11 protein-coding genes are annotated in these 13,363 nt (G+C 38.8%); 1 reads left to right on the forward strand and 10 read right to left on the reverse strand.

The window, feature by feature from the left end; all coding sequences use genetic code 11:
* Positions 1 to 20: 20 nt before the first annotated feature.
* From MF646_RS07555 to MF646_RS07580, 6 genes are all read right to left on the reverse strand, one after another.
* On the reverse strand, positions 21 to 1,208 hold the full coding sequence (locus MF646_RS07555) for an iron-containing alcohol dehydrogenase (protein ID WP_250095885.1): 1,188 nt from the start codon (positions 1,206 to 1,208) through the stop codon (positions 21 to 23).
* Positions 1,209 to 1,363: 155 nt separating this feature from the next.
* Complete coding sequence (locus MF646_RS07560; RefSeq protein WP_250095886.1) at positions 1,364 to 3,145, reverse strand: sigma 54-interacting transcriptional regulator; 1,782 nt, start codon at positions 3,143 to 3,145, stop codon at positions 1,364 to 1,366.
* Positions 3,146 to 3,301: 156 nt separating this feature from the next.
* Positions 3,302 to 4,708 (reverse strand): protoporphyrinogen oxidase, encoded by a 1,407-nt coding sequence (gene hemY, locus MF646_RS07565; protein ID WP_250095887.1) that lies wholly within the window; start codon positions 4,706 to 4,708, stop codon positions 3,302 to 3,304.
* A 9-nt stretch (positions 4,709 to 4,717) separates the two neighbouring features.
* Positions 4,718 to 5,650 carry a ferrochelatase gene (gene hemH / locus MF646_RS07570; protein WP_250095888.1) on the reverse strand — a complete coding sequence of 311 codons (933 nt, stop codon included), beginning with the start codon at positions 5,648 to 5,650 and terminating at the stop codon, positions 4,718 to 4,720.
* Positions 5,651 to 5,664: 14 nt separating this feature from the next.
* Positions 5,665 to 6,705: a uroporphyrinogen decarboxylase gene (gene hemE, locus MF646_RS07575; protein ID WP_250095889.1), complete on the reverse strand. Its 1,041-nt coding sequence runs from the start codon at positions 6,703 to 6,705 to the stop codon at positions 5,665 to 5,667.
* A gap of 357 nt (positions 6,706 to 7,062) precedes the next feature.
* Entirely contained in the window at positions 7,063 to 9,207 is a 2,145-nt protein-coding gene (locus MF646_RS07580) for a transglycosylase domain-containing protein (RefSeq protein ID WP_250095890.1), read from the reverse strand.
* Positions 9,208 to 9,434: 227 nt separating this feature from the next.
* Here MF646_RS07580 and MF646_RS07585 point away from each other — a divergent pair, with 227 nt between their 5' ends.
* Positions 9,435 to 9,842, forward strand: coding sequence for an antibiotic biosynthesis monooxygenase family protein (locus MF646_RS07585; RefSeq protein WP_250095986.1), 408 nt, complete (start codon positions 9,435 to 9,437; stop codon positions 9,840 to 9,842).
* Positions 9,843 to 9,894: 52 nt separating this feature from the next.
* On the opposite strand, the gene MF646_RS07590 is transcribed toward MF646_RS07585, so the two are convergent.
* From MF646_RS07590 to MF646_RS07605, 4 genes are read right to left on the reverse strand one after another with little or no spacing between them, the layout of a single operon-like run.
* A complete protein-coding gene (locus MF646_RS07590; RefSeq protein WP_250095891.1) occupies positions 9,895 to 10,527 on the reverse strand; it encodes a response regulator transcription factor in 633 nt (210 codons plus the stop codon).
* 1 nt (position 10,528) lies between these two features.
* Positions 10,529 to 11,578 carry a sensor histidine kinase gene (locus tag MF646_RS07595; protein ID WP_250095892.1) on the reverse strand — a complete coding sequence of 350 codons (1,050 nt, stop codon included), beginning with the start codon at positions 11,576 to 11,578 and terminating at the stop codon, positions 10,529 to 10,531.
* Positions 11,575 to 12,369 (reverse strand): cell wall-active antibiotics response protein LiaF, encoded by a 795-nt coding sequence (gene liaF / locus MF646_RS07600; RefSeq protein ID WP_250095893.1) that lies wholly within the window; start codon positions 12,367 to 12,369, stop codon positions 11,575 to 11,577. The genes MF646_RS07595 and liaF overlap by 4 nt, the downstream gene beginning before the upstream one ends.
* A gap of 17 nt (positions 12,370 to 12,386) precedes the next feature.
* Positions 12,387 to 13,244, reverse strand: a complete 858-nt coding sequence (locus tag MF646_RS07605; protein ID WP_250095894.1) for a DUF4097 family beta strand repeat-containing protein — start codon at positions 13,242 to 13,244, stop codon at positions 12,387 to 12,389.
* Between the last annotated feature and the right edge of the window lie 119 nt (positions 13,245 to 13,363).

Raw genomic sequence — 13,363 nt, forward strand, 5'->3', positions numbered from 1 at the left:
CTCCCCCTAAAAAGTGTCCATTATACCTTCTTCAATGAATGTTCGTACACATAAGCTTGACGATATAAAGAAATGATCTCTGTTTCTGTAGGAACTTTAGGGTTATTAGCTGGACTTCCACTATCTAAAGCATCCTTTGCCATTTTTTCAAGAACACTTTCAAACTCCGCTTCATCTACACCCCACGCTTTTAAATTAGGAATATGTAAGCTTTGACACAACTCTAGAATATTTGTTACTACACGGTCAGCCATTGCTTCATCTGTAAACCCTTTCATCTCTGGGTATAAAAAACGTCCTATTTCCGCTAAACGCATCACGCATGAATCTTTTGTATATTCTAAGACAGCAGGCAATAACATCGCATTTGATATGCCATGAGGAACATGGAATAATGCGCCAATTGGTCTAGACATCCCGTGCACAAGGCAAACCGAAGCATTTGAGAATGCAATTCCAGCCTGCATTGAACCGTATATCATCTTATCTCTTGCTTCTAGATCAGAACCATTATGATAAGCTGTTAATAAATTTTCTGTAATTAACTTAATTGCCGAAAGAGCCATGTGATCTGTAAATGGATGTGCTTTTCTTGAGATATATGCTTCCAACGCATGAGTTAGCGCATCAACTCCAGTTGCAGATGTTGTATTTTTGGGTGACGATATCGTTAATACAGGGTCAACTATGGCAATCTCAGGCATAAATGCCGGTTGTTTAATCATCATTTTTACATCATTACTCGTATTGGTAATAACCGTTACATCAGTTGCCTCTGATCCGGTACCAGCCGTAGTAGGAATAGCTATTAGCGGCAGAGGCTTGACCTTTGCTAACGTTTTCAAATTCATGTAATCACTAATTTCTCCATCGTTTGTTGCTAGCACCGCCACTGCTTTTGCCGTATCAATGCAACTGCCTCCACCTAACGCTATAATAACGTCACATTGTTCTGTCTTCGTTAAAGTAAGTGCATCGTAAACGTATTGATCCGTTGGTTCACTCGCAACTTCTAAAAAATCAACAAAAGCAACACCTGATTCGCTTAAATATGTATGACAAGTTTCTAAATTCCCTAAGTCTCTCATCACATAATCACTAATAATCAGTGCCTTTTTCCCTAGTTTCGCCGCCTCTTCTCCGATTTTTTCAAAGCTTCCTTGACCGTAGAAAATACTCTTTGGCAAGTGGACTGCCGCTACATTCATATTTGATTCCTCCTTTTTTGCTTTTCGATTTCAGTAATGCAAAATTCGTGCCAACTTTTCAATTGTTGAAAATATGCCATATTCAAAGAAATAGAAAAGAAAATAGTGTAGCAAAAAAGATACACCCTATATAGATATGTATCTTTTTTGCTACACTATTTTAAATTATACTGCTTCATTTTCTTGTGAAGCGTTGTTCTATGAATCCCTAATCGCTTAGCTGCCTCTGACTTATTCCCGCCTACTTCTTCTAACATCTGTTCAATTGTGAGCTTTTCTTTCTCAATTCGCTCAACTTTAAGCGGCTGACCTACCATTACCTTTTGCTGATCTCTAATAGCTGCAGGTAAATGTATCGTTTTAATTATCTGTCCATCGACTAAAACACTAAGTTGTTCAACTGTATTGATGAGTTGACGAATATTACCTGGCCAATCATATGACATGACTTTTTCCATAGCAGTTGGATCGACCTTTTTCACTTCTACTTTATTTTCAAGAGAAAATTGTTTTAAATAATAAGCAAACAATATTGGAATATCCGAACGACGTCTTCTTAATGGAGGAATTTCTAATTCAATGACGTTAAGTCGATAATATAAATCCTCTCTAAAGGAACCTGCCTTTACTTTCTCAAGCAAAGCTTGATGCGTTGCTGCAATGACTCTAACATTGACAGGAACTTCCTGATTCCCTCCGACTTTCATCACTTTTCTCTCCTCTAACACACGAAGAATTTTGGTTTGCATATGCTTTGGCATATCACCGATCTCATCTAAAAAAATTGTACCTCCATTAGCCAATTCGAACTTCCCTTGACTTCCTCCCTTTTTCGCCCCTGTAAATGCCCCCTCTACATACCCAAATAATTCTGATTCAAGAAGGTTTTCTGGGATAGCTGCACAATTAATAGCAACAAAGGGCCCTTGCGACCTTCCGCTAGATTGATGAATAGCTTGGGCAAACACTTCTTTTCCTGTTCCGGTCTCTCCAGTAATCAGTACCGTAGCGTTTGTCCTAGCTGCTTTCTTTGAAAGTCTTTTGCATGCATTAATTTCATCACTAACTCCTAGAATTCTATCAAATGTGTTCAAAGGCGTTACTTCAATTTTTTTCTTCTCTTCACTTATAAAAGAAAATGGAGAGTCTTCTTTTGAAGCTTGAGTTGCATTTTCTAATATACGGTACAACTCTGAAACTCCTTCAAAAATTAACATCCCAATTGCGCCAATCAGCTCATTGTTCTGCCAAATCGGTATGCGGTGGACAATCATTTTTTGACCTTGAATTACTTGAACTTTTCCTCTTTGAGGTATGCCTGTCTTGGCCGTTAGATGGAGCTCCGTATTATCAATAACTTCTGTTACATGTTTTCCTATAACATCTTCTGAAATAATACCTAAGAAATTTCGATACGCTTGATTCATCTTTACGATAAATCCATTTCGATCGACAAGAGCAACCCCTTCATAAGCAATATCAAGAATGATATCAATAACATTCACATTATGCTGAATCGAACTTATTAAAAATTCCTGTGCAACGAACATTTCTCTCGTACTGATAGAGCCAACTAATTTATCGTTTTGATTCACAACTGGAATCACTTGTTCATTAAAAGGGATATGTAAAATTGATGTATCAGGAAAAATAGTAGGTGATATTTCGAGCCATGCTACCTCCAGTTTTTGATTAGGAGATATCCCTTCTAAATAAAGACGATTCACCATTTGTTGAGTAATGACCCCTAATACAACATGATCCTGATCAATAACAATTAGATCATTGTTTTTATATTGCATTATTTCAAGTATGTCATGTATGGAGTGGTTGTCGTATACAACAAAATGAGGAGGAACCATCCAATGTATCACTTGAAGCTCCGACTGAAGATCAGATTCATCGATTACACTCAATTGATCAGTTGAGTTCTCCATCCTTTCGCCTCCTTGTCTTACATTTTCAAATTTAAAATGGAAAAAAGAGGGCTTCTGATTCTCCATTCCATTAATAAGGTCATATAACAACATACGGACTTAAATAGAGGGCACTGAAAAAGGGAATACCATCCTTTTTCAGTGCCTGCTTTTTCTCTACCTATTTAAAATTTGTTCTACAGCTGCCTCTCCTTGATTAATACAATCTGGCAACCCAATTCCATCATACCCTCCGCCAGCAAGATGAAGGCCAGGAAGATTCCGCACAATGTCTTCTTTCACTTTGGCTAATTTATATGTATGACCCACATTGTATTGTGGCATAGCCTCCTGCCAACGTTTAATAAAGTAAAATTCCGGCTTTCCTTCAATTGTCATAATTTGCTTCAGATCATAAAGGACAGCACTTACTATTTCCTCATCTGATCTCGAGACAATGGCCGAATCGCCGGCGCGTCCAACATAAGCGCGGAGTAGCGCGTACCCTTCTGGAGTGGAATGCTGCCACTTATTATGCGTCCATGTACAAGCGGTAATGGTGTGGTTACTTTTCTTCGAGACAACAAAGCCTGTCCCTTCATGTCGATTTATGACCTTTTCTTTCTTATAAGCAAGCGCTATTGTTGCAACCGTTGTTGATTCCATCTCACTTAAATAACTGAAATATGGATAATCAGCTAGCAAGCTCGCTGTTACCTTAGGCGGGGTAGTAATGATCACTTCATCATAGATAGCTTCCTCGCCATTTTTAAAATACAAATGGAAATGCTTATCTTGCTTAACTATTTTCATGAGATCACTACCTTTATGGACTGAATCTGAGTCAAGCTGCATTTCAATGGCGTCAACGAAAGACTGTAACCCCCTTCGAAACGTTAAAAACATGCCTGTTGATTTAGCAGCCTCCGTTTGCGGTTTTGCTTGCTTGGCCTTTGCTCCTTTCATTCCTCGAATGAGACTCCCATACTTTTGCTCAACTTGCAAAAACTGAGGAAAGGTAGCTTTTAGACTTAGCTTATCTAGATCACCTGCGTAAATCCCAGATAATAACGGCTCAATGAGACTATCAACCACTTCATTGCCTAATCTCCGCCGAAAGAAGTGGCCAAGAGAGATATCCTCATCTCTAGCTGTAATACGTGGAGAAAAGAAGTCGCCTGCTGCTCTTAGTTTCCCAATTGGAGATAATAGACTTGTATGCAAAAACGGCTTGATCTCTGTAGGAATGCCCATGATGGCTCCACCAGGAATCGGATGAAGGGTTTCACCTTTTAAGACATATGCTTGACCTGAATCATTAAACAGAAGTTCCTCTTCTAGCCCAACTTCTATCGCTAACCTTGTCATGCTGTCCTTTCTAGCTAAGTAAGAATCTGGCCCAAGTTCAACAACAAAGCCATTGACACGCTCGGTCTGTATCTTCCCACCAAGTCGCTCACTCTTTTCAAACAAATCATAGGAAATAGATGCACCATTTGCCTTTGCCTTTTTTAGTTTATACGCAGCTGCTAACCCAGTAATTCCACCGCCAATAATCGCTATCCTTCTATCCTTTTGCACCACAAATTTTCACTACTCTCTCTCTGCAAGCTTTTTTTTGACAACAGTTGCTAAACATTGAAGAAATTCTGGTTTGGCATTGGGCATCTCAGGGCGATAATAATCAATCCCAAGCTCATCTGTTACAATCTTACATTCAATATCATTATCATAAAGTACTTCTAAATGGTCAGCGACAAACCCAACCGGACAATAGACAATGGAAGTATAACCATGCTGTTCGTATAGATCTCTCGTTAAATCTTGGACATCTGGACCTAGCCAAGGGTCAGGTGTGTTGCCTTCACTTTGCCAGCCAATTGTATAATTCTTAATTCCTGCTTTTTCTGCAATCAAGTCAGCTGTTTCTTGCAGTTGATCTGGGTACGGATCTCCCATTTTTGTAATTTTTTCTGGCAGGCTATGGGCTGAAAAGATAACACAGGATTTATCCTTATCCTTAATTTTACCTAATGTTTCTTTTACTTGATTTACCCAATAATCGATAAACAACGGCTCATCATACCAGCTATCAATGCTGTAAATCGTTGGTCCATCAACATTTTCTGACTCCTCTTTAGCCCTGCCATTGTAAGATTTAACACTGTATGTAGAGAAATGGGGTGCAAGGACTAAGCTTACCGCTTCTTCAATTCCGTCTTCTTTCATTTGCTTAACAGCATCCTCAATAAAAGGATCAATATGCTTTAAACCAAGGTAAGCTTTAAATTCAATATCCTCAAATTCGCTATTTAATTGTGCCTCTAAGCCAAATGCTTGATCTTCTGTAATTTTAGCTAGGGGGCTAATACCTCCAATAGCTTCATAGCGCTCCGTCAACTCTTCTAACGCTTCATCAGAAGGTTTCCTCCCCCTGCGAATATGAGTATAATACGGTTCAATCTCTTCTTTCTTTCGTGGTGTTCCATATGCCATTACTAATAAGCCAATTTTTCTCTTAGTCATTTCCTCACCTCAAATTACTTGTTGTTCATTGAATAGTCATGCACAAACGCCGTTAATCTCTTTAACGTATCTGGACTAACCTCCGGGAAGACTCCATGTCCTAGATTGAAGATAAAGTTTGGATTTTTCATTCCTTGATCTAAGATTGCTTTCGCGCGTTCTTCAATCACATTCCATGGCGCTAATAAAATGGCAGGATCTAAATTTCCTTGAACCGTTTTCTTAATACCTAGCTCTCTTGCTTCTTGTACAGACAAACGCCAGTCAAGCCCAACTACATCTAGAGGTAAGTCATTCCACTCGTTTGCTAAATGACTTGCTCCTACACCGAACATAATAAGTGGGACATTTTCTTGTTTAAGTTCTGCAAAGATGCGGTTCATGACCGGCTTTACAAACGTACGATAGTCAGCAACATTTAACGCCCCTACCCAAGAATCAAAAATTTGAATCGCTTGCGCTCCCGCTGCGATTTGCGATTTTACATATGTAATGGTCATTTCACCTAGCTTGTCCATCAACAGGTGCCAAGCTTCAGGCTCTGCATACATAAACGCTTTTGTATTGTTGTAGTTTTTAGATGGGCCACCCTCAATCATATAGCTAGCAAGCGTAAAAGGAGCTCCTCCAAAACTAATTAATGGAACCGTTAGCTGTTCACGGAGCAGCTTAATTGTATCTAGAACATAAGGCACATCTTCTTCAGGGTTAATCGTTCCTAACCTTTCTACGTCTGCTTTCGTACGAATCGGATTATCAATAACTGGACCAATTCCAGACTTAATTTCAACATCTACTCCAATGGCTGGTAACGGTGTCATGATATCTTTATACAAAATAGCAGCATCGTTATTATATTGATCAACAGGTAACTTAGTCACATAGGCACATAGTTCCGGTTGATGTGTAATTTCAAAAAGAGAATATTTTTCTTTAATTTTTCTATATTCAGGCTGAGACCGTCCAGCTTGCCTCATATACCAAACAGGTACATGATCATGAGCCTCTCCTCTACAGGCTTTTAAAAACGTATCGTTAAAAATCTTCTGATCCATTGTGCCACTCCTTTAAATATCTTTCCTACCTATTTTACTTGATTACATTCCAAAAAGCATATTATACACTTTTACTATAATGACCGAACCTTAACGTGTATAGACAATCCGAACAACTGTCATAAAATAGATGAATGTTTCCCGTATGTTTCAATGACTTAGCTACTAGGCCCAAAGAAAGCGTTAAGGGGCTGTCCCAAAAGTCCGGAACAGAGGTGGGAATGGCTCCGTTCGCTACGCACCGTGAGTGAGAAACCCACTCCTCTCAAGGCTTTTAAAAGATGTATCGACTTCGCTCATTGCTTCAGGGGTGTATCAAAAGGTCAAAAACAGACCTCTTAGGACACCCCCCCGTAGTTAATGAAATCCTAGCCTAAATTCCACCTCAGCTAAATTTGAAGATACCCCTTCTTGATCTGTTATTGAGTTATAAGGAATAACCTCATATTTTTTAGATGTAAATGGATTTCGACTATTAATGTAAAATTCTGTCTGTCCAACAACTGTTGCAAGAAGGTGGCTTCCATCTTCAGTATTCTCATAAATATGATAGTAAATTCTCTCATCAGCTTTGCCACTCCAGTTTAGGTGAATACTAGAAAATCCTCTTCCGCCCATTGAAAAAGTCGCTGATAAATCTGTAATCACTGGAAGTTCAACAGGTGGCAGCAGTTCCTCTACTTCACCAGGTTTCTCAAAAGCCTCTACACGCATCCGACTTGGCAGTTCATTGATCATATCCTTATATAACACAGTAGGATACGCACTTCCTCCTCTAAGATGCTGTTCACTTGTTGTAACATCATAACCCATCCATACTGCCCCCACAACCGTTGGCGTATAGCCGACAAACCAGGCGTCCATTACTGCGCCTTCTACTCCTGGAAAAGATGTCGTCCCTGTTTTTCCAGCTAAAGAGCTATGGACCTCTCCACTTTTTCCCGTACCATTCTTCACAACAGATTCGAGCATTCTTGTCATGTACCATGACGTCTGAGGCGATATGATCGTTTCATTGCGCCATTTTTCACCTAGTAACCGCTCCCCATTTTTAGTATAAATAGCTTCAATAAAATAGGGATCTACTTGATTGCCGTTATTGGCAAAGACACTGTAAGCAGAAGCGAGTTCAAGAGGAGTTACACCTTCTGATAATCCTCCTAATGCGATTGCTAATCCTCGATCATTTGTGTGAATACCAAAACGTTCTAGAGCTTCGACAGACGTTTCAACTCCCATTTCATTCATCAGCCAAACAGCTGGTGCATTGGCTGAATAAGTGATTGCATCATACATCGTCATTTTCCCTGAATACTCTTGATTGAAATTCCTAGGAGTATATCCATCATAATCAATCAATTCATCAACAATCATCGAATACGGATGAAATGTCCCCATCTCCATTGCCGGAGCATAAACAGCAAGTGGCTTAATTGTAGAACCAGGTTGTCGTTTTACATTCAAACGATTTAAACCCTTTCGTACATACTCCCTTCCACCTTGTACTGCAAGAACACCTCCCGTTTTTGAGTCAAGGAGAACTATGGCTGCCTCAGCATCCTCATTGCCACTTGGAAAATATCGATTATCTTGTATCTTTTGATATGAATCTATTTGGATCTCTTTGTTCATCGGAACGACAATTTGATAGCCTCCCGTTAGGACCTCTTCATTCGTTAAGTGATAACGATCGCGCGCTTCATCTAACACCATATCAATATAGGTTAAATAAGCTTCATTTTCCGTTATACGATTTTGATTAATAACAACAGTTCGTCCACGTAAATGCCTAGCCTCTTCAGGATTTAACTTCCCATGCCTTTCCATTAATGTTAAGACAAGATCCCGCCGTTGTTTGCTTTGTTCTGGATTTATAATAGGAGAATAAGAGTTAGGGGCTTTTGGTAACCCGGCAAGTAGAGCTCCTTCCTCAATTGATAAATCATTCACATCTTTATTAAAATACAATTTAGACGCGGCTTGTATTCCATAAGCTCCGTGACCAAAATAGATTCGATTCAAATACATTTCCAAAAGCTCACTTTTGCTGTATTTTCGTTCTAAATTCATAGCAATTAGAACTTCATTCGTTTTTCGTAGTAATGTCTTCTCACTTGTAAGAAAGACATTTTTTGCAAGTTGCTGAGTAATTGTGCTTCCTCCTTCTACTTTTGCACCTGCAAGCAAATCACGATATAACGCTCTCCCTATAGCACGAATGTCTATCCCTTGATGATCATAAAAACGTATATCCTCCACCGAAACAAAGGCTTGCTGTACATGTTCAGGTATATCACCAATGGCCACAGGTTCTCTATTTTCAATATAAAGTTGGGTAAGAACCTCTCCATTTTGATCAACAAGAGACGTTGTCGCCTTCATCACCAATTTCTGATCATCTATTACATAATTCCCTGCTAGAATAATACTTAAATAAATAATAAGAGCAAAAAGCATTGTTCCTACAACCGCTGCTATCCCTATAATTGTTTTCTTTTTCAAATGACATTCACCTCCCTTTTTCAGAGCGCAATCCTTTCTATTACCTACTATACCCGTCTGCGACTAGTTCATAACAGTTGCAAAGCAAATCCCCTACAGCTAAACTTATTTACGAATAGATTTACTTTTTCGTTTCAAAGATTACAAAACAATAGGAGGTGCCTCATTTGAAAAAAGCTAGTATTGTTCAAATTAATAGTGAAACTCCTGCGCTTAATGGAGTTACGATGCAAGGAGAAGAGGGGCAGTTTGTTTATGTAGAGGAAGTCTCTGAACTTAGTACGGCAAAACATTATGAAGTCATTAGTGAAACAGGAACGATTGATACGAAAGGATTTGTTGTTATTAATAATATTCCTGTCAGCGAAGAAGGACGCCCTTCTTTTGAAGAACGTTTTCGTAATCGTGCAGGATTAGTTGATGGCGAGCCTGGATTCCAAGCCATTCGGATTTTACGACCTGTTAGTGATGATACATATGCAATCATGACAATATGGGATGATGAGGAATCTTTTCAAAAGTGGCAAACATCGAAATCGTATGAGAACGCACATAAGAAACGAGGAACTTCTCAAGCGTTACCAACTACCATTTTCCCACGTCCTTCTTTTGTTACGACATTTAAAGTTGGATAAAATAACCGCGAAAAAGAGAACATGCAGCTATATTCTCCCTGCATGTTCTCTACTACTTTACTAATCCAGAACGATGTGCATAAACTGCCATTTGTGTACGGTCCTCTAATTCAAGCTTTTGCAGAATATGACTAACATGCGTTTTAACCGTTTTAATACCAATGAAGAGCGCATCAGCTATTTCTTGATTGCTTTTCCCCTCTCCCACTAGCTCAAGTACTTCTCTTTCTCGTGGGGTAAGTGAATCGTGTAATGGTTTCTCTTTCTTTCCTCTCATCCGGTCCATCATTTTATTCGTAACTTTCGCTTCCACGACAGACTTACCTTCTACGGCTCCTCGGATCGCATCAGCGATTTCAATTGCTGATGATGTTTTGAGCAGGTAACTAAATGCCCCAGCTTCAATTACCGGGTACACTTTCTCATCATCGATAAAACTTGTAAGAACAATCACCTTACAATGTGGCAATTCCTTAACAATCTCTGCTGTTGCAGCAATCCCGTCCATCTGTTCCATTACTAAGTCCATCAACACAACATCCGGTTGCAGTTCTAATGCCGCCTTGACCCCTTCTAGTCCATTACTCGCTTGCCCAACAACCTTTATATCTGGCAGTGTCGATAAATACGCTGACAATCCCATTCGTACCATTTCATGGTCATCGACTAACAAGACATGAATCATTTTACTCACCCTTCCATGCAATTGGAATATTCACTTCAATTTGTGTTCCTTTATTAGGAACAGAAACGATTTGGAGCGTTCCGCCAATTTCAGTCATTCGCTCTCGCATTGTATGTAAACCATAAGAATTTTTCTGAACATTTTTCACATCAAAACCAACACCATTATCGATTAGTTTTATTTTTAGATCTTGATTCGTTTGTCTAAGCTGAAGCTCTAATTGTGTTGCTTTTGCATGCCGCAAAACATTCGAAATCGCTTCTTGAACCATTCGGAAAATTTGATCTTCTATTCCTTTAGGGATCATCATATTCTCTTCAATCGTCACGGTGACATCCATTCCATACTTTTCTTGCAATTCATTAAATAATTGATGTATACCATCCTTTAAACTCTTCCCTTCTAAATGGGCAGGTCTAAGGTGAAGTAACAATGCACGCATTTCTGCTTGAGCCGTATTAGCCATCTTTTCAACCATCTTTACTTGTTCAACACTTGGATCTGACGTCTGTACCATCGTTTGTTTAATAGCAGCGGTCATCATGGAGATAGCAAATAGCTGTTGACTAACCGCATCATGCAAATCTCTAGCTAAACGCTGCCGTTCTTCTGATACAGCTGCCTTTTTGACCGTTTCTTGCATCGCAGCACGTTCGCTAGAAAGTCGCTGCAAGGACGCCACTTGTTCTTCAAAGTTTTGAGCCATTCCATTTAGTCGCTTACCAAGCTCTGCTAATTCGTCTTCCCCCTCGACTTCAACCCTGTGCGTAAATGTCCCACGTTCAAATCTCAGTGCTCCATGAACTAATTGGTCAACCCGCCTCCTTATTGGATCGGCTTGAATATAACCAGCAATTATTCCCGTAATCACGATTACAGTAAGCACCCAAAAAAAGAGCGGAATCGCTACTAGTTTACGATCAAATACGATGAGTAAGCCACGTGGTTCATCATATGTCATTAGAAAAAGCAAAAGAAATGACAAAATAAAAGTAACAAGGAGACTATGTCTAATAAATTGCCAACGAATGCTAGCTAACCGTTTTTTCATACTGCTCTCACCTTCACTTCGCCAACAAAAGTAGAAAGGATGAGTTTGACTCTTCTTTGTGCTTGTTTGTAATCTTTTGTTGCGATGCTAAGCTGTTGATTGATTCCACTGTGACTTTCATGAAAGAGGGAAACTTCACCAATCGTTGAAGTGGCTTGGATGGCAACCGCTAAATCTTCTGGTACATAAAAGTCGATTTCTCCAATTAATGTTTGGACAACAATGACGGTTTCACCTTCAGGTATGATTGCTTTTGATAAATCAATACGGACTTCGCCAATCCCATTCCAAATGGTTAAATCATTTAGTTCAAAAGCTTCACCCAAATAATGAATTTCTCCGATTAAGCTTTTTCGCATTGTAGGAGTGAATACCACTCGATTGTCTTTTGCAACTTTTCGTTCATCGTCTTCTCTACTAGTTTTTTCATTTATTTTATCTAGCTTTTTCTCTGCTTTTCGAATCTTCTTCTCTGCTTTATCGTATTTCGCTTCTCTTTCACGCCTGCTTTTATTTGGTGAGCGAACTAAACGTATGCCAAAATAAAGTACCGCAATCGCGATAAGCAGCCCCATGAAATTCATCCCTAAAACTTGATCGAAAATAATACTTGCACTAATAAAAAAGAAAATGAGGCTAATGAAATTATGGTTTCTTTTATAGAAAAACAGACCCATTACGAAGAAAATGAGTGGAGCAACGAAGTTTCCTATTGATAGATTCATCGTATTAATTAAAATATTGAAACCAATGATGACAAAGATAAGTCCAAATAATGTTTGCTTCTTCATGCTCCATCTCCTTTCATTTAGCCCTCACGGATGCGAATATCTCCAGAAGTTGTTGAAATCCTCAGTGGATGTAAACCATCACCTAATCTTCCTGTATAGGACCTAGATTTTATAAATTGTTGTAAATCAAGATGTACGTCACCTGAAACAGTGCTTACATTTACTTCTGCATTGCCTATTGGAATAAATAGCTCAACATCTCCAGAAACCGTTTTTAGCAAGACCTTTTCGTTTTCATCTCTATACTCTATTTCAATATTACCAGAGACTGTTTTTCCTTCAATATCCCCTGATAAAGTTTGAACAATAAGATCGCCAGAAACACTTTCTAACCTAACATCGGTAGCTGTTACTTCGTTAAATTTAATATTCCCTGAAGTTGTTTTCACTTCAACAGATTCACCTGAAAGTGTTGATCCTAATACATTTCCGGAAACAGTCTTTGAAAATGTATTGTTCACACTTAATTCATTACGAAACTCAATTTCCCCTGAGATACTATTTACGTTTACGTTCTCACTATAACTATTAGGGATACGAACTATAGCCTGCGCTTTCCTAAAAAAATCAAATGAAAAGAACCTGAATCTCGGTTCTTTTACTACTATTTGTAACATTTCTTTTTGTTCTTTAGAATGTAACTCTATTTGTTTATTTTGATTAACTAATTCAACCGAAAGCATTTCACCGTCATGGCCTTCTATGACCCAATCTACAGATGTGCTTGATAGGTCAATACTTTTTACAGAACTTATGTCAGTCGTTAATGATCCTTCATTGTGTTTTGTTTTGGAGTTTGTAAACGGTGAGGAAATAGTTGTTACTAAAAGAAATGCACCTATAACTATCAAAATGATCCCGAACATCACCTTCATGTTCCCCCTCCTTGCAATCATTTACACATTATAACTATATAAGACTTTTCGTTGTTCGCCTAGAAAATTTTTATATATGAAGGAGTAGTGGGCTACCATAGCATCAACTAACACTACTC

Origin of the sequence: Halalkalibacter alkaliphilus (assembly GCF_023555415.1) — a bacterium.
In the GTDB taxonomy this organism is placed as follows: Bacteria; Bacillota; Bacilli; order Bacillales; family Bacillaceae_D; genus Halalkalibacter; species Halalkalibacter alkaliphilus.